Source organism: Kiloniellales bacterium (genome assembly GCA_030064845.1).
Lineage (GTDB): Bacteria > Pseudomonadota > Alphaproteobacteria > Kiloniellales > JAKSDN01 > JASJEC01.
The window spans coordinates 19,857-36,493 of the sequence record JASJEC010000086.1; the positions used below are offsets into that span (position 1 = coordinate 19,857).

Sequence of the window (16,637 nt, forward strand, 5' to 3'; positions counted from 1 at the left end):
CCCCCATGTCCTGGCTGCTGCTTGCCGAACAGATCCTGAACGGTCTCCAGTTCGGCATGATGCTGTTTCTCATGGCGGCCGGCCTGACGCTGGTCTTCGGCATCATGAACCTGATCAACCTGGCCCACGGGTCCCTCTACATGGTCGGTGCCTACGTCTGCGCGAGCGTGACCGACTGGACCGGATCCTTTCTGCTCGGTCTGCTCGCCGCGCTGCCGGCCGCGGCCCTGGTCGGCGCCGCCGTCGAGATCGTCGCCTTGCGGCGGCTCTACGACCGCGATCACCTGGACCAGGTGCTCGCGACCTTCGGCCTGATTTTGTTCTTCAACGAAGCGGCGAAGATGCTCTGGGGCGCGCAGCCGCTCTACCTGACCATTCCGCATTGGCTCTCGGGGTCGGTCGAGATCATTCCCGGTGCGCCCTATCCGGCCTATCGCCTGGCGATCATTCTGGTCGGCGCGGCGGTCGCGCTCCTGCTCTATCTCCTGATCGGCAAGACGCGTCTCGGCATGCTGATTCGCGCCGGCGCGACGTCGCGGGAGATCGTCGCCGCCATGGGCGTCGACATTCGTCTTCTCTACACCCTGGTCTTCGCGCTCGGCGCGATGCTGGCCGGTCTGGCCGGCGCGTTGATCGGGCCGCTTCAGTCGGTCGAGGTCGGTATGGGCGAGGGCATCCTCATCCTGACTTTCGTCGTCATCGTCATCGGCGGCATCGGCTCGATCAAGGGCGCGCTGATCGCGGCGCTGCTGGTCGGCCTGGTCGATACCCTGGGACGCGCCTTTCTGCCCAGTCTCTTCGGCCTCTTCATGGACCCGTCAGCCGCCAACGGCGTCGGGGCCTCCCTGGCCTCCATGGCGATCTACATCCTGATGGCGCTGGTCCTGGTCCTGCGCCCCAGGGGACTGTTCCCGGCCAATGGCTAGAGGTGCTCGGCTCGATCGGCCGACCACCGTCGCCGCCGTCGTTGTCGCCGCTCTCGTGGCGGCGCCGCTGATCGCCGCGGCGTTCGACGAGCCCTACTACATCGGGCTGCTCAGCAGGGTCGTGATCTTCGCGCTGGCGGCGGTCAGCCTCAACCTGATCCTCGGTTACGGCGGCATGGTGTCCCTCGGCCACGCCGCGTTCTTCGGCATTGGCGGCTACGTGACCGGTGCCCTCTCGTTCCATGCCTTCGAGGGCAGCGCGGTCTTGACCTGGCCGCTCACCCTGCCGGGGAGCGACCAGGTCCTGGTTTTCTGGTTCGGCGCCGTGGCGGTCGCGGTGCCGGCCGCGCTCGTGATCGGCGCGCTCTGCCTGCGCACCAGTGGCGTCTACTTCATCATGATCACGCTCGCCTTCGCCCAGATGCTGTTCTATCTCTTCATCTCGTTTCAGCGCTACGGCGGCGAGGACGGCCTCTCCCTGTTCCAGCGCGGCCGCCTGTTCGGGGCCGAGCTGGAATCCGATCTCGCCTTCTACTTCGTCTGCCTCTCGCTGCTACTGGTCTATCTCGGCGTCTGCAAGCGCCTCGTGGACTCCCGCTTCGGCATGGTGATTCAGGCGGCCAGGCAGAACGAGGCCCGACTGCGCTCTCTCGGCTTCGATCCCTATCCCTACCGCCTCTGCTGCTTCGTCATCTCGGCCGTCGGCGGCGCCTTGGCGGGCAGCCTCATGGTCGACCTGGACGGATTCGTATCGCCGGCGCTCCTCGCCTGGACCCGCTCGGGCGAGATCCTGGTCATGGTCATACTCGGCGGCATGGGGTCGCTGATCGGGCCGGTGCTCGGCGCCGCCGCCTTTGTCTTTCTCGAGACGGTCATCTCTTCCTACACCGAGCATTGGATGGCGGTCTTCGGGCCGCTGCTGCTGCTGGTCGTGCTCTTCGCCCGGGGCGGCCTGCACGGCTGGCTGGCCGGACGGCGGGGCGGTCATGGCTGAGCCGGTTCTTCGGGTCGAAGGCCTCAGCAAGAGCTTCGGCGCGATCCGCGCCAGCGATTCCCTGTCGCTCGAGGTCGCTGCGCAAGAGATTCACGCGGTCATCGGGCCGAACGGCGCCGGCAAGACGACGCTGATCGCCCAACTCGCCGGTGAAATCGCGCCCGACGAGGGCCGGATCTGGTTCCACGGCCGGGACGTGACAGCCTTGGCGAGCCACCGGCGGGCCCGGCTCGGCCTGGCGCGCAGCTTCCAGATCACCTCGATCTTTCCAAGCTTTTCCGCCGAGGACAACGTCGCTCTCGCGATCCAGGCGCGCAGCGGCCGGAGCTTCCGGTTCTGGCGCCCGGCGCGCCGCGATCCGGCGCTGCGCGAGCCGGCGCGCGAGATGCTGGAACGGGTCGGTCTCGGTGCCCGGGCCAGCGCGCCGGCCGCGATCCTGTCCCACGGCGAGCACCGCCTCCTGGAGATTGCCATGGCGCTCGCGGTTGAGCCGAAACTGCTGCTGCTCGACGAGCCCATGGCGGGGATGGGCGGTGCCGACACCGCACGGATGGTCGAGCTCCTGCGCACGCTCAAATCGCGGGCCGCCATGCTGCTGGTCGAGCACGACATGGACGCCGTCTTCGCACTGGCCGACCGCATCACCGTGCTGGTCTACGGCCGGGTCATCGCGAGCGGCCCGCCAGCCGCCGTGCGCGCCGACCCGGCCGTGCGGGAAGCCTATCTTGGGGAGCCGGCATGATCCTCGCCGTCGAAGGGCTCGAGGCCGGCTACGGCCGCAGCCAGGTCCTCTTCGGGGTCGATCTGGCGGTCGGCGCGGGCGAGGTCGTGACCTTGATGGGCCGCAACGGCATGGGAAAGACCACCACCGTGAAGGCGATCCTGCAGATGCTGCGGCCGATCGCCGGCACGGTCACCTTCCTGGGGGACCGCCTCGACCGTCTGCCGAGCCACCGGGCGGCGCAGCGCGGTCTCGGGCTGGTGCCGGAGGGGCGCCAAGTGTTCCCCACGCTGACCGTCCACGAGAACCTGGTGGCGACGGCGCGGCCCGGGCCGGACGGCCGGCGCGCCTGGACCGAGGAGCGGGTCTACGGCCTCTTCCCCCGCCTGAAGGAGCGCGCGGCGCAATTCGGCCGCACGCTCTCCGGCGGCGAACAGCAGATGCTCGCGATCGGCCGGGCGCTCATGACCAATCCAGCGCTGCTGATCCTGGACGAGGCGACAGAGGGCCTGGCGCCGCTGGTCCGCCAGGAGATCTGGGCCTGTCTCCGTCGGCTCAAGGCCGAGGGGCAGTCGATCCTGGTGATCGACAAGAACCTGGCCGATCTCTGCGCGCTCGCGGACCGCCACTACATCATGGAGAAGGGCAGGGTGGTCTGGTCCGGCGATTCCAGCGCCCTGCGGGCCGAACCCGCGGTCGCGCAGCGATACCTCGGCGTCTGAGCGGCCGTCAGGCCCTGCCGACGATGTAGTCGCGCAGGACGTGGGTCTCGGTCTCCAGCTCCTCGAGCCGGTTCTTCACCACGTCGCCGATGCTGACGATACCGGCGAGCTTGCCTTCCGCCATGACCGGCAGGTGCCGGATCCGGCTACGGGTCATCTCACCCATGATCTCCTCGACGCTCGCGTCCGGGCCGCAGGTCTTGACGTCGGTGGTCATCAGGTCGGCGACCTTCATCTGCAGCAGGGCCGCGCCGTGCTCGGGCAGGCCTCGGACGATATCCCGCTCGGAGATGATGCCCGCGGCCGACCGACCGTCGTCGCTTACTACGAGCGCGCCGACCCCTTCCAACTTCAGCCTGTGCAGAACCGTTTCGATGGTCGCGTCCGAACTGGTCGTCGCGACCTCGTCTCCCTTAGCGGTCAACAAATCACGCACCTTCATGGCCTGGCCTCCTTTCCCGGCGGCCGGGCCCTGGCGGGGTGCGATATCGCACGCCGCCCCGCAGGCCCGACGTGGCTGTTCTGGTTTCGGACGCGGGCGGCGCCTGGGCCGGCGCGGCGCCGGTCGAAACCAGGTCTTATGGCCGCAAATGTTCGGTCGTCGAGGGCGTCCCGCTTGAACCCGACCGCATTGCGACAAACCTAGAGTGTAATACCAAAGCCCGGGCCTTTGTAGGGGCTTATCCGAGGCGCTTTCTTTGAGCGCGTTACTTGGTGTACCCTTTTTACCACAATGGCTGGGGTGCCGAGCGCTTTCGTGCCGGCTGAGAACACACCCATTGAACCTGATCTGGATTATGCCAGCGAAGGGAGCCTCGTGAACGCGAAGCTATCCTCATCCAAGCGAACAGACCGCCCGCGCGTGGCGATCATCGGCGGCGGCGTGGCCGGCCTCGGCATCGGCTGGCGCCTGGCCGAGGCCGGGTGCCCGGTCGAGGTCTTCGACCGTGGCGAGGCGGGGCGCGGCGCGACCTGGGCGGCGGCCGGCATGCTCGCCGCTGGGGTTGAGACCGAGCCGGGCGAGGAGGCCCTGCTCGCGCTGACCCGCTGGAGCCAGGAGCTCTGGCCTGGTTTCGCCAGCGATCTGGAGCAGGCTTCGGGCCGGAACATCGGCTACCGAGACGAAGGCACTCTGGTGGTCGCGCTCAACCGGGACGACGCCGCCCGCCTGCGCTCGTCCTTCGAGTTTCAGACCGGGCTCGGGGTCGAGCTGCACTGGCTCTCGGGCCGCGAGGCGCGCCGCCGCGAGCCCTATCTGGTACCCGGTACCACCGCCGGGGTCTTCTCGCCGCGCGATCACCAGGTCGACAACCGCGCCTTGGCGGAGGCGCTGAAGACCGCCTTTTCTCGCGCCGGCGGCCGGCTCCACGAGCGGGCCCCGGTTACCGGCCTGGATCACGCGGGCGGCAGGGTTCGCGGCGTAAGCCTCGAGAACCATTCGGTTCCTGCCGATCTCGTTGTGCTCGCCGCGGGCGCCTGGTCGCGCGATCTCGCGGGCCTGCCCGAGCACCTTCGACCGCCGGTGCGGCCGGTCAAGGGCCAGATGCTGGCGCTCGCCATGGACCCAGCGGCGCCGCTTCTTCATCACGTGCTCTGGGCGCCGGGGATCTACCTCGTGCCCCGCCGCGACGGGCGCCTGATCGTCGGCGCCACGGTCGAGGAGAAAGGCTTCGACGACCGGCTGACGGCCGGCGGGCTGTTCGCCCTGCTCGAGGCTGCCTGGCGTGCGGTGCCGGCGATCGAGGAGCTGCCGGTCGAGGAGATCTGGGTCGGCCACCGGCCGACGAGCCGCGACGACGCGCCGATCCTGGGGCCCAGCGCCCTGGAGGGCCTGGTGATCGCGACCGGCCATCACCGCAACGGTATCCTCCTGGCGCCGGTTACCGCCGACGCGGTCAGCCGCTACGTCCTGACCGGCGAGATCGCCGACGCGCTGCTGCCCTTTGGCGCCGAACGCTTCGCGGACCCGGCCGGAGGGTCGCCGGTCGCGCGGGTGGCGGGGGCCTCATCGTGAGCGGGACGATCACCGTGAACGGCGAGACCAGGACGCTGCGCGCGGCGACGGTCCTCGAGCTGCTGCGGGACGAGCGGCTGGAGACGGAGCGCGCCGGCCTAGCCGTTGCGCGCAACGGTGCCGTGGTGCCGCGCCGGGCCTGGCCCGATACGGCGCTGGCCGACGGCGACAGGATCGAGATCGTTAAGCCTTTCTCCGGGGGATGAGGTCCCCGCCTGGATACGCGAAGAGTGCCAGCCATGTCGGATCCGCTTAAGATCGGTGACCGTAGCTTTGAATCCCGCCTCATCATGGGCAGCGGGCATTTCTCCAACCAGCAGGTGCTGCTGGACTCGCTCGGGGCGAGCGGGGCCGAGGTGGTGACCGCCTCGATCCGCCGCATCAGCCTCGAAGGCTACGCGGAGTCCCTCGTCGACCTGCTCGGCGACCGCTACGTCCTGCTGCCGAACACCTCGGGCTGCGCGACCGTGCGCGACGCGGTGCTGACCGCGCAGCTGGCGCGCGAGGCGCTGGAAACCGACTGGGTCAAGCTCGAGCTGATCGGCGACCGCGAGACGCTCTATCCCGACGTAGCCCAGCTGATCGAGGCGGCGGAGCTCCTGGTTAAGGACGGCTTCACCGTGCTGCCCTACTGCACCGACGACCCGGTGGTCTGCCAGACCCTGGCCGACATCGGCTGCGCCGCCGTCATGCCCCTGGGCTCGCCGATCGGCTCGGGCATGGGGATATGCAACCCCTACAACATCGAGCTGGTCGTCCAGCGCAGCCCCGTGCCGGTGATCCTGGACGCCGGCGTGGGCACCGCTTCCGACGCGGCGCTGGCGATGGAGCTCGGCTGCGACGCCGTCATGCTCAACACCGCGGTTTCGCGGGCCCACGACCCGGTTCGAATGGCCGGGGCGATGCGCAAGGCCGTCGAAGCGGGTAGGGCGGCCCGGCTGGCCGGGCGGATCCCGAGGCGCGCATACGCCGATCCCTCCAGCCCCCAGCTCGGGCTGATCGGAACGTGAGACTGCCGGACCCGCCGCTGCTGGTGATCACGGACCGGCGGGCGGCGAAACGCCCGCTCGAGGCGGTCGCCGAGGAGATCTTTGCGGCCGGCTGCCGCTGGCTCAGCCTGCGCGACAAGGATCTGCCCGAGCCCGAGCGCCTCGCCTTGCTTCGGCGGCTGACGGCGCTGGCCGAGGGTTCGAACGCCTTGGTGACGGTGCACGGCCACGGCGTCGGGGCGGCCGCCCGAGCTGCGCGGGGCCTACACCTCGACCGGTCGGGCGACGCGGCCGCGGCGCGGCTGGCCCTCGGCCCGACGGCGCTGATCGGCCTGTCCGCTCACGACGACACGGAGGCCCAGGCAGCTGCGAAGGGTGGCGCCGACTACGTCACCTTCAGTCCTGTGTTCCCCAGCCTCAGCAAGCCCGGTTACGGCCCGACGGCGGGACTCGAAGGCCTGCGGGAGCTGACCCGGCGGTCGCGGCTGCCGATCGTGGCCCTGGGCGGGATTGCCGCCGGCAACGCCGCCGCCTGCCTGGAGGCAGGGGCCGCGGGTCTCGCGGTTATCGGCTCGGTGATGGCGCAAGACTCGCCGGGCCGGGCCGTCGCGGCCCTGCTGGAGCAGGTAGAGGGCTATCGAGAGCGGTCGAGTCTCGCCGAAAGCGGCAACTTAAGATAGAGTTAACCAAGGTCTCCCTCGGTCGCCGCCGCCGACCGGTTCAGGGCCGCGCGCCGGCGGAATCCGGAGTCGCTTTTCCGGCAGGCCTCGGTTGACCGTTTCAAAAGCGACGGGTGTGTCAATTTCGTGGCCCTGTCGTTGGGGAAAAGAGGTTAATCAATTTTTATAACTCTATGCTTTTACTGGGATCACACCCAGGGAACGAGGACGAGTTGAGCGTGTTCCGAATGACAGCAGAGCTTCGTAACCGCTTGCTTGAGACGCCCGCCATCAATAGGCTAACCGCCGGAAACAACTGGAAAACGCGGTCAGGCGCGCGGTGCACTGGCAACGCCCGCCCCGGCCGCCGTCAGCGGTTGAATAATCAGGCTGTTGAGCTTTACCGCGGGGGTTGCACCGATGTCCTCTTCGCCAACGAAAGGCAAGCCCAAGAAGTCGGACCGACCACGACGCCCAACCAGCGGTGACGGCAAGGCCGCCGCCCAGAAGGGGTGGCCGAAGCATGAGAAGAGGACGAACCTTGTGAGCCACAGCCTTCAACAGAGAGTAGCCAATCTGTCCGATCGCTTGTTCGTCGAGCGTGAACTCTTCCTGAGGTCGGACGGGCGGGTTCGCTACCTCCGGATATCCCGAAAGCTGCAGATCTCCGCGGCGGCCATGTTGACCGTGGCCTTCGTATGGATCGCCTTTTCCAGTCTCACGGTCGCCTTCCACCAGACCATCGTCTCCGGCAAGGAGACCGAGATCGAGCGCCAGCGTCTGGCCTACGTCGACCTGCTGAGCGAGGTCTCGGATTACCACGAGGAATTCACGCAGATCACGCGCAACCTCGAGGAGAACCAGGACTACCTGCTGTCGCTCCTGGCCCGGGGCGAGGAGGCCTTCGACGAGCTGTCCTCGCTGCGCAGCGAGCTGCGCGAATCCCAGAGCGAGCGGGCGCGGATCCTGCTGGCGCGCGAAGGGCTGCGCCGCCGTCTCGATACCTTCCAGACCGAGCTGTCGCAGACCCTCGGCGGGACCGCCGAGCTCGAGGACAGGCTGTCCAAGCTGTCGGCGGTCCTCGCGCCGGATGACGCGGAGCTGCGCGGCCTCGAGGAGGCGCGCCGCCGCCTGGTGCGCGACCTGAACCGGACCGACAAGGAGATCGCCGAGGTCAGCCAGGAGAACAACCAGCTGTCCTCCGCCATGGAAGACCTCGGCCAGCAGCTGACCGAGACCTCGAGTGAGCGCGACGAGCTGATCGAGGAGCGCGGGGCTCTGACCGAGCAGGTCGCCGAGCTCGAGCGCCAGGTCACCCAGGCCGACCTGACGACCGGAGGCCTGAACGCCCAAATCGTGAGTCTCGAAGAGGCGCTCGCCGCGATGCGCGACCGCAGCGACCAGGTGGTCGTCGAGCGCAACGAACTGCAGACCCGCATCGCGGGCCTTGAACAGCGCCTGGTCGACATGCGCGAGACCCAGCAATCGATCGTCGACCGCCTGTCGGAGCGCACCCTGGTGTCGATCGACGCCTTCGAGCAGACCGTGGCCATGACCGGCCTGGACATCGAATCGCTGCTCGCCAGCGCGGGCGGAGAGAGCCAAGTCAGTGGCCAGGGCGGCCCCTTCATTCCGGGCGATTTCGTTGTCGAGCAGGATCCGCTCCACTCGCTCCAGGCTTCGATCGCTATGCTCGACCTGCAGATGGACCGCTGGGAGGGTCTTCAGGAGGTCGTCCGCAGCATCCCCTTGACCTCGCCCCTGGACCAGTTCCGCATCACCAGCACCTTCGGCAAGCGGCGCGACCCGGTGAACGGGCGAGTCTCCAGGCACTACGGCCTCGACCTCGCGGCGCCGATGCGCACCCCGGTGATGGTCACGGCGCCGGGCAAGGTCGTCTTCGCCGGTTGGAAGGGCCGCTTCGGTCGCGTGATCGTGGTCGACCATGGTCACGGCATCCGGACCCGCTACGCCCATCTCAGGAAGATCCTGGTCAAGGTCGGCCAGAAGGTCGGGCACCGCGAGAAAATCGGCCTGCTGGGCAGCTCCGGGCGCAGCACGGGCCCGCACGTCCACTACGAGGTGCAGCTGAGAGGCAAGCCCCTCGATCCCATGAAGTTCCTCCAGGCTGGAAAACACGTCTTCAAAGGATAACAGCGCTATGCCGGCAGCTACGCCTTCGATCATCGGTGCCGATCTGGTCATCAACGGCAACCTGATCACCAAGGGAGACATCCAACTCGACGGCACCCTGATCGGGGACGTCGACAGCGATTCGCTGACCATCGGCGAGAACGCCAAGGTAGAGGGTTCGATCTCGGCCAAGCAGCTGCGCATTTCGGGTGCGGTGGTCGGCGAGCTCTCGGCCGAGAACGTCGTTCTGACCAAGAGCGCGAAGGTCACTGGCGACGTGATCCACGAAAGCCTCGAGATCGAGATGGGCGCGACCGTGGAAGGCAATCTGAAACGCCGACAGGCCAAGACCGAGCCGGCCGCCAAGCTGGCGGCGGTCGCCGGCGCGGACGCCGACTTCAGCGCAGCGGACGAGGCCTAGCCCGCGCCTGGGCCGCGGTTCAGCGGCCGATCGCGGCGCAGAAGGTCTCCGGGTCCACGTTTCCGCCCGATAGCACAACGCCGACCCGCTTCCCGCGGGCGCGGGCCTTGCCGCTCAGCAGTGCCGCGAGGGCAACGGCGCCGCCCGGCTCGACCACCAGTTTCAGGACGCGAAAGGCAAAGGCCATGGCCTGGGCGACCTCGGCGTCGCTGACCACGAGACCCCCGGCCAGCCGCTGACGGTTGATCTCGAAGGTCACGGCGCCGGGCCGCGCCGCGAGCAGGGCGTCGCAGAACGAGCGGGCCTCGGGGTCGTTCCCGAGCCTCTCGCCGGCGGCGAGCGAGCGCGCCGTGTCGTCGAAGCCCGCCGGCTCGACCGCGAATATCTCGGTTGCCGGGCTCAGCTCGCCGAACGCCAGGGCGATGCCCGAGACCAGACCGCCGCCGCCGCAGCACACCAGCAGCAGGTCCACGGCGCCGCCCTGGTGCTCCGCCTGGCGGGCGATCTCCAGGCCGCAGGTGCCCTGGCCGGCGATGATGTCCCGGTCGTCGTAGGGCCGGACAAGGGTCGCGCCGCGCTCGGCGACGATCTCGGCGGCGACCGCTTCGCGCTCCTGGCGGTAGCGGTCGTAGCACAGCACCTCGGCACCGTAGCCCCGCGTGTTCTCGATCTTGATCGCGGGGGCGTCGGCCGGCATCACGATCGTCGCCGGCGTGTCCAGCAGCGCGGCGGCGGCGGCCACGCCCTGGGCGTGGTTGCCCGAAGAGAAGGCGACGACGCCGGCCGAGCGCTCCGCTTCGGAGAGTTGCGCGATCCGGTTGTATGCGCCGCGGAACTTGAAGGAGCCCGTACGCTGCAGCATCTCGGGCTTGAGCAGCACCTCGGCACCGGCCAGCTCGTCGAGGGCGGCGGAGCGGAGCAGGGGGGTCTCCTCGGCGACGCCCGCCAGCCGCCGCGCGGCGGCTTCGATCTCGGCGAAACCAGGCGCCGTCCCGCGATCCTCGTTCATGCCGTTCCGGTCCCGGTCTTCATCGCCGCCCCGGCGTGACCGGCATCGACCAGATCCAGGTAGCGTTCGATCTCGGGCAGCGCCGGCTCTTCATCCAGAGCGGGCGTATGGCCGACGCCCTCGACGGCGAGCCGGATCAGGTCCGGCTTCTCCTCCGCCATGCGGTCGAAGGTGTCCTGTTTCAGGATATCCGACAGCATGCCGCGGATCGCGAGCACCGGCAGATGACGCAGTCCCCGGAAGTAGGGCCAGAGGTCGGGCAGCCCGTTGCGCGTCTTGCGCAGCGCATGGGCAATCGCGGGGTCCCAGTCCTGATGCAGGCGGCCGTCCTCCTTGCGCCGGAAGGTGGCCTCCGCGAAGTGCCGCCACTTCTCCTCGCTGTTGAGCGAGAACTGCGCGTAGAGCTCCTTGACGTGGACCACGGCGCTGTCCCAGTCGTCCACGATCTGCTCGCGCTCCACGTAGACCAAGATCCGGTCCATGCCGTCGAGGTCCACCTCCGGGCCGATATCGTTCAGGATCGCCCCGGACAGCATGGTGGGCGCCAGCACGGAGAGACCCATGGCGATAATGCCGCCCAGCGAGGTGCCGCAGACGACCACGCCGTGTACGCCTGAAGCGAACAGGATCTGCAGGATATCGGCGGCGTAGACCTCGGCCCGGTAGTTGCGCCAATCCGGATCGCGGTCGGAGAGGCCTCGGCCGCGGTAATCCGGGCAGAGCACACGGCGGTGCGCCGCCAGGCGCCTGGCCAGGGTGTGGTAGTCCTTGGAATTGCGCACGAGGCCGCCGAGGCAGAGCACCGGCGTCCCCGGCGCCTGCGGCGACCCGTAGTCGCGCAGATAGAGCCGCAGACCGTCCTGGGCGGTCACCCATCGTTCGCGGTATTCTGGTGCCTCGTCCGTCATGGCGCGCCGGTCAGAGGCCCAGCAGGGGCGGCAGGTCTGCCAGAGAGTGGATGATGGCCGAGAACGTCCCCGGCAGACGGTCGGGCTGCTTGTTGAAACGGTTCATCCACGCGACCCGGAAGCCGAAATGCGCCGCCCCGGAGGCGTCCCAGGCGTTGGTCGAGATGAAGGCGATTCGTTCGCCCGGAACCGCCAGCTGGTCTACCGCGAACTGATAGACGCGTCCGTCGGGCTTGTAGACGCCGACGGACTCGATCGACAGGCAGTGGTCCAGCAGACCGGCGATCCCGGCGGAGGTGACGGCCGCCTCGAGCATGCGTGGCGACCCGTTGGAAAGGATCGCGGTCGCCTTGCCGCCTGCGCGCAAGCGGTCCAGGCAGTCCGAAACGTCATCGTAGGCGTCGAGCGTCAGGTAGAGTTCCATGAGCCGCGCCTGAAGCGCCGGATCCTCGGCCGCGTGGGCCTGGAGGGCGAATGCCAGGGCCTCCTCCGTGACCTGCCAGAAGTCCGCGTGGGCCCCCATCAGGCTGCGCAACCAGGTGTACTCCAGCTGCTTCTGACGCCAGAGATCCGACACGGCCTGGGCCTTCTGGCCGAGCGCGCCGCCGCCGCGGGCCACGGCCGAGTGGACATCGAACAGCGTCCCGTAGGCGTCGAAGACGCAGGCGCCGATGTCTGAGAAAGCCGGATTACTCATCCCTGTCCCGTCCTCGCAATCCCGCCGGCCCGATCCTCGGATCACCGGCGCGGCTGCTCAAGAATGCGTCTCCAGCCCTGGAAGGCAATCGGAAAGTGCCCCGCCCGGGCCGGCACGATACCGGTCGTGGCGCCAGGCCCGGCAAGCCGCCTGGCGGGCGTTCTAGAGGGCGCCCTGATAGGGCGCGTCGATCCACTCTGGACGGATGGCCAGCTCCTCGGCCGCCAGGCGGGCGTTGTAGACGGGAACGGACTCGAGCACGCGCTGCACGTAGTTCCGGGTTTCCGAGAAGGGAATGCGCTCGATCCACTCGATCGGATCGACATCCGGGTCGCGCGGATCGCCGTTCTCCGCGAGCCACTCGTCGACACGCTTGGGTCCGGCGTTGTAGCCGGCCAAGGCGAGGATGTAGGAGCCGTCGAAACGCTCCAGCAGCGTCTTGATGTAGGCCTGACCCAGGCGGAGGTTGAAGTCCGGGTCCTCGGTCAGCTTGCGCCGGTCGTAGGAGACCTTGAGCCGGCGCGCCACCCGCTTGGCGGTCGCCGGCATGAGCTGCATCAGGCCGCGCGCCCCGGCGTGGCTCTTCGCCGCCGTGTAGAACCCGCTCTCCTGGCGGATCAGGGCGTAGACCAGCCTGGGATCGAGGTCCTTGACGATCTCGATGCGCGGGGCGGGATAGAGGTGCTCGCGCAGGATAATGCCCTTATTGCGCGCCGCCTTGGCGGTCCGCAGGGCGAGATCAGGACGATTCTGAGCCGCCGCCAGCCGCGCGGTCAGCAGGTAGTCGCTCGCGTCTTCGGCCCGCCCGATCAGATGCAGGAAGAAGCGCTTCTGGACATTTGCCTGCTCCAGCTCGCCCAGAACCCGGACAACGCGGACCAGCTCGCGCTGGTGGAAGCTTTTGTGTGCCGCGTCGTCCGGTTCCAGCGGCTCCGGCAGGTCGACCCTGAGGGTCCTCTGGCCGAGCCGCTCGGCCGCCATCTGACCGTAGAAGGTCGCCGAGAGGTTGGCGGCGATCCGTCGCCAGTGCTTGACCCACTTCGTGTCGCCCTTGGCTTCTGCCGCCTCGCCGGCCCAGAAGGCGCCGCGCGCCCGGCTGACCCCGGTGGTCACGTTGTGGTAGAGGCGGGTGAAGTGCTGATAGGCGAGCTTCGCGTCGTCGAGGAAACTCAGGGCGACCCAGCCGGCCAGCCATTCGCCCTCGGCGTAGCCGACCCCGCGTTCGAACCCGTGACTGCTGGCGATGCGGTAGGCGACCTCGTAATCCTTCCGCTCGATCGCCTCGCGCGCCGCCCAGCGGCGCAGCGACCACCAGGTCTTGGGATAGGGCGCTTCCGGGCGCGGCGGGTCGAGGTAGGCGATGACACCCTCGTAATCCCGCTTGCGCCGATGCCAGCGGGCGCGCTCGTAGACCAGGCCGGGGTCGTCCCGCAGGGCTTCGGGGACCTTCTTCACGGCCTGCTGCGCCCCCTTGCGGCGCAGGGCGGTCAGCAGCCGGGCCTCCGCCAGCGCGACGTAGTCGTAGCCCACCCGGCGCGCCTGGCGGCGCGCCGGCCCGACGCGCCGCTTCCACAAGAGACGGTCGAGGCGGTTGACGTTGTCGCGCGTCTGCAGGACCGGCTGATAGCCTTGGAGGACCGCGCGCTCCTGCGCCTCGGTCAGGTCGTGGCGCGTCCAGGCCCGGCGGATCTGGGCCGTCGCCTCCTCGCTGCGGCCGGCCGCCTCCAGCGCTTCGGCGTAGCGCAGAATCCCGGTGGCCGAGATCGGGCGGCGCTTGTCGAACCAGAGCAGGGCCTCGGCTGCTGCAAGATCCTCCGGCATCGCCTCTTCCGCTTTCCGGCGCAGCGCGGTCATGCCCGGCCAATGGGGGTTCTGGTCCAGAAAGGCCACAAGCTCGTCGAACTCTGCCTCGCTGGCCGCGTCGCTATAGACCAGCCATTCGACCAGCTTGCGGGCCAGCGGCGACCCGCCCTTTTCGGCCTCGGCCAGGGCTTGATCGAACCTGCCGCGCTCGACCGCTTCGAGGGCCCGGCCATAGCGCTCGCGGTCCTGCTCCGAGAGCAGGCGGGCCTGCGCGGTCGCGGCCCCCATGCCCGGAATGAGCAGGAGAATTGCGACAAAAATCCCCCAAAGTGGATGCAATCGCCTCCCCATGACCTCTAGCTTCGGTGCTGTTCGGACACGCCGGTAATCTACCCCAAGGGGGTTAACAGTTCGAGCCGGCCCTGTCCGCGACCTTCTAGATCATTCGTGTTGGTGTGATAACCACACTCCCGGCCGCGCCCCGGCCGCGCTTGCCGCTGGCGGCCTTCGGGAGGTATGGTCCGGCTTCAAGCTTAATGGGGGGCCGGTGTCCTGGACGGGGCCGGCCGCCGACAGACAGAAGAATCGGGAAAACGCGCCATGTCCGGGCCGATGTTTCGGGGATCGATCCCCGCCCTTATCACTCCCTTCGCTAACGGCAGCGTGGACGAAAGCGCCTTCCAGGACTTCGTCGACTGGCAGATCGAGCAGGGCAGCCACGGGGTCGTGCCCTGCGGGACAACCGGCGAGTCGCCGACCCTGTCCCACGAAGAGGACAGGCGGATCACCGCGCTCTGCGTCGAGGTGGCCAAGGGCCGGGTACCGGTAATCGCCGGGACCGGGTCCAATTCGACCGAGGAGGCGATCGAGCTAACCCGTCACGCCAAGTCGGCGGGCGCCGACGCGGCCCTGATCGTGACGCCCTACTACAACAAGCCGAATCAGGAAGGCTTGTTTCGGCACTACGAGGCGATCCACGACGCGGTCGACTTGCCGATCATCATCTACAACATACCGGGACGCTGCATCGTCGACATGTCCGTCGAGACCATGGCGCGCCTGGCCAAACTGCCGAACATCGTCGGGGTCAAGGACGCCACCAACGACCTGGCGCGGCCGCTGAAGACACGCCACGTCATCGGCGAGGACTTCTGTCAGCTGTCCGGCGAGGATGCCACGGCTCTCGCCCTGCTGGCCCAGGGTGGTCACGGCTGCATCACGGTGACCGGCAACGTGGCGCCGCGTCTCTCGGCCGAAATGCACGAGGCCTGGCAGGCCGGCGACGTCGAGCGCGCGCAGGAGATCAACGACCGGCTCCTGCCGCTGCACGAGGCCCTCTTCTCGGAGCCCAGCCCCGGCCCGGTCAAGTATGCCGCCAGCCTCCTGGGCAAGTGCCGGAACATCGTGCGCCAGCCGCTGATTCCGATCTCCAAGGATACCGAAGCCAAGGTGCGCGAGGCCATGGTCTACGCCGGCCTGATCAACTAGCGGCCGGGAGACGCAGCACTTTTTGTCAACCAGCGGGCAAACCCTGGTCGCCCAGAACCGCAAGGCGCGGCACAACTACCAGATCGAGGATACCCTGGAGGCCGGACTGGTCCTGACGGGCACCGAGGTCAAGTCGCTGCGCCAGGGCCGGGCCTCGATCGGCGAGGCCTACGCGGCCGATCAAGGCGGCGACCTCTACCTGATCAACGCGCAGATCCCGGTCTACGAGGCGGCGAACCGCTTCAATCACGAGCCGAAACGGGCGCGCAAGCTGCTCGTGCACCGGCGGGAACGGAGCCGCCTGATCGGCCTCGTGCAGCGTCAAGGCTATACGCTCGTGCCACTGAAGCTCTACTTCAACAACCGCGGACTCGCGAAAGTGGAGCTGGGGCTCGCGCGCGGTAAGCGCCAGGTCGACAAGCGGGAGACCGAAAAGCAGCGCGACTGGCAGCGGCAGAAGGCCCGCCTCATGCGGGAGAAGGGCTGATCCCAGCGGCTTCCGTCCGGTCGATGCGGCGGCGCAGCTCGGCGAAGACCGCCTCGAACATCTCGGCCGTCAGGCGCCCGGTGTTGGTGTTGTAGCGCGAGCAATGATAGCTGTCCGCCAGGAGGCGGCCGTCCGGCAGCGCGTGGCAGGCGCCGTGGCCGAAGGGGTAGGGGCTCCGGCGGAGCGCCAGGGCGCCGAGCACCGCGTTGTGCGCGATCGCGCCGAGCGCCAGCACGATCCGCGGCCCCGGCGTCCCGCCGAGCTCGGCCTGCAGGAAGTGCCGGCAGTTCCGCACTTCCAGGGTCTCCGGCTTATTCTGCGGCGGCACGCAGCGCACCGCGTTGGTGATCCGGCAGTCGTGCAGGGTAACGCCGTCGTCCGGGCGGCGGTCGTAGCCGCCCGAGGCGAAGCCGAACTTCTCCAGGGTGGCGTAGAGCAGATCGCCCGCGTAGTCGCCGGTGAAGGGACGGCCCGTGCGGTTCGCCCCTTTGAGGCCCGGTGCAAGACCGACAATCAGCAGGCCTGCGTCGCCGCCGCCGAACGACGGCACGGGGGCGTTGAAGAAGTCTGGGTGGTCCTGCCTGTTGGCCGCCCGAAAGGCGGATAGCCGAGGGCAGAGCGGACAATCCTGGTCTGGCGCCAGGATCGTCCGCGTCGCCATTGGTC

18 protein-coding genes and 1 riboswitch are annotated in these 16,637 nt (G+C 68.7%); of the genes, 12 read left to right on the top strand and 6 right to left on the bottom strand.

The window, feature by feature from the left end:
• Positions 1 to 5: 5 nt before the first annotated feature.
• Genes QNJ67_20875 through QNJ67_20890 form a run of 4 tightly spaced genes read left to right on the top strand, consistent with a single transcriptional unit; the run spans position 6 to position 3,363 of the window.
• On the top strand, positions 6 to 926 hold the full coding sequence (locus QNJ67_20875; GenBank protein ID MDJ0611441.1) for a branched-chain amino acid ABC transporter permease: 921 nt from the start codon (positions 6 to 8) through the stop codon (positions 924 to 926).
• On the top strand, positions 919 to 1,920 hold the full coding sequence (locus QNJ67_20880) for a branched-chain amino acid ABC transporter permease (GenBank protein MDJ0611442.1): 1,002 nt from the start codon (positions 919 to 921) through the stop codon (positions 1,918 to 1,920). Before QNJ67_20875 ends, QNJ67_20880 begins: the two co-directional genes overlap by 8 nt.
• Positions 1,913 to 2,662, top strand: coding sequence for an ABC transporter ATP-binding protein (locus QNJ67_20885; GenBank protein ID MDJ0611443.1), 750 nt, complete (start codon positions 1,913 to 1,915; stop codon positions 2,660 to 2,662). Before QNJ67_20880 ends, QNJ67_20885 begins: the two co-directional genes overlap by 8 nt.
• Positions 2,662 to 3,363 (top strand): ABC transporter ATP-binding protein, encoded by a 702-nt coding sequence (locus QNJ67_20890; protein ID MDJ0611444.1) that lies wholly within the window; start codon positions 2,662 to 2,664, stop codon positions 3,361 to 3,363. The genes QNJ67_20885 and QNJ67_20890 overlap by 1 nt, the downstream gene beginning before the upstream one ends.
• A 7-nt stretch (positions 3,364 to 3,370) precedes the next feature.
• Here the strand turns inward: QNJ67_20890 and QNJ67_20895 are convergent, their stop codons facing one another.
• The gene (locus QNJ67_20895) at positions 3,371 to 3,805 is read right to left on the bottom strand and encodes a CBS domain-containing protein (protein ID MDJ0611445.1); all 435 of its coding nucleotides are present in this window, start codon (positions 3,803 to 3,805) and stop codon (positions 3,371 to 3,373) included.
• Positions 3,806 to 4,091: 286 nt separating this feature from the next.
• A riboswitch (TPP riboswitch) is annotated at positions 4,092 to 4,192 on the top strand.
• On the opposite strand from QNJ67_20895, the gene thiO reads away from it, so the two are divergent.
• The 6 genes from thiO (at position 4,181) to QNJ67_20925 (ending at position 9,579) form a co-directional block, all read left to right on the top strand.
• The gene (gene thiO, locus QNJ67_20900; protein MDJ0611446.1) at positions 4,181 to 5,377 is read left to right on the top strand and encodes a glycine oxidase ThiO; all 1,197 of its coding nucleotides are present in this window, start codon (positions 4,181 to 4,183) and stop codon (positions 5,375 to 5,377) included. It overlaps the preceding riboswitch by 12 nt.
• On the top strand, positions 5,374 to 5,583 hold the full coding sequence (thiS, locus tag QNJ67_20905; protein MDJ0611447.1) for a sulfur carrier protein ThiS: 210 nt from the start codon (positions 5,374 to 5,376) through the stop codon (positions 5,581 to 5,583). The genes thiO and thiS overlap by 4 nt, the downstream gene beginning before the upstream one ends.
• A 33-nt stretch (positions 5,584 to 5,616) precedes the next feature.
• Complete coding sequence (locus QNJ67_20910) at positions 5,617 to 6,387, top strand: thiazole synthase (GenBank protein MDJ0611448.1); 771 nt, start codon at positions 5,617 to 5,619, stop codon at positions 6,385 to 6,387.
• Positions 6,384 to 7,046, top strand: coding sequence for a thiamine phosphate synthase (locus QNJ67_20915; GenBank protein MDJ0611449.1), 663 nt, complete (start codon positions 6,384 to 6,386; stop codon positions 7,044 to 7,046). The genes QNJ67_20910 and QNJ67_20915 overlap by 4 nt, the downstream gene beginning before the upstream one ends.
• Positions 7,047 to 7,568: 522 nt before the next feature.
• On the top strand, positions 7,569 to 9,179 hold the full coding sequence (locus QNJ67_20920) for a peptidoglycan DD-metalloendopeptidase family protein (GenBank protein MDJ0611450.1): 1,611 nt from the start codon (positions 7,569 to 7,571) through the stop codon (positions 9,177 to 9,179).
• A 7-nt stretch (positions 9,180 to 9,186) separates the two neighbouring features.
• Complete coding sequence (locus QNJ67_20925; GenBank protein MDJ0611451.1) at positions 9,187 to 9,579, top strand: polymer-forming cytoskeletal protein; 393 nt, start codon at positions 9,187 to 9,189, stop codon at positions 9,577 to 9,579.
• 19 nt (positions 9,580 to 9,598) lie between these two features.
• Here the strand turns inward: QNJ67_20925 and QNJ67_20930 are convergent, their stop codons facing one another.
• The 4 genes from QNJ67_20930 to QNJ67_20945 form a co-directional block, all read right to left on the bottom strand.
• Positions 9,599 to 10,588: a threonine/serine dehydratase gene (locus QNJ67_20930; protein ID MDJ0611452.1), complete on the bottom strand. Its 990-nt coding sequence runs from the start codon at positions 10,586 to 10,588 to the stop codon at positions 9,599 to 9,601.
• On the bottom strand, positions 10,585 to 11,496 hold the full coding sequence (locus QNJ67_20935) for an alpha/beta hydrolase (protein MDJ0611453.1): 912 nt from the start codon (positions 11,494 to 11,496) through the stop codon (positions 10,585 to 10,587). Before QNJ67_20935 ends, QNJ67_20930 begins: the two co-directional genes overlap by 4 nt.
• A gap of 10 nt (positions 11,497 to 11,506) precedes the next feature.
• Positions 11,507 to 12,193 carry a haloacid dehalogenase type II gene (locus QNJ67_20940; GenBank protein ID MDJ0611454.1) on the bottom strand — a complete coding sequence of 229 codons (687 nt, stop codon included), beginning with the start codon at positions 12,191 to 12,193 and terminating at the stop codon, positions 11,507 to 11,509.
• Between the two features lie 162 nt (positions 12,194 to 12,355).
• Positions 12,356 to 14,335: a lytic transglycosylase domain-containing protein gene (locus QNJ67_20945; protein MDJ0611455.1), complete on the bottom strand. Its 1,980-nt coding sequence runs from the start codon at positions 14,333 to 14,335 to the stop codon at positions 12,356 to 12,358.
• A 273-nt stretch (positions 14,336 to 14,608) separates the two neighbouring features.
• Between QNJ67_20945 and dapA the strand changes: the two genes are divergently transcribed.
• Positions 14,609 to 15,484 carry a 4-hydroxy-tetrahydrodipicolinate synthase gene (gene dapA, locus QNJ67_20950; GenBank protein ID MDJ0611456.1) on the top strand — a complete coding sequence of 292 codons (876 nt, stop codon included), beginning with the start codon at positions 14,609 to 14,611 and terminating at the stop codon, positions 15,482 to 15,484.
• A gap of 22 nt (positions 15,485 to 15,506) precedes the next feature.
• Entirely contained in the window at positions 15,507 to 15,971 is a 465-nt protein-coding gene (smpB, locus tag QNJ67_20955; protein ID MDJ0611457.1) for an SsrA-binding protein SmpB, read from the top strand.
• Here smpB and QNJ67_20960 read toward each other — a convergent pair.
• Complete coding sequence (locus QNJ67_20960) at positions 15,952 to 16,632, bottom strand: uracil-DNA glycosylase (GenBank protein MDJ0611458.1); 681 nt, start codon at positions 16,630 to 16,632, stop codon at positions 15,952 to 15,954. The genes smpB and QNJ67_20960 overlap by 20 nt on opposite strands.
• Positions 16,633 to 16,637: the final 5 nt, after the last annotated feature.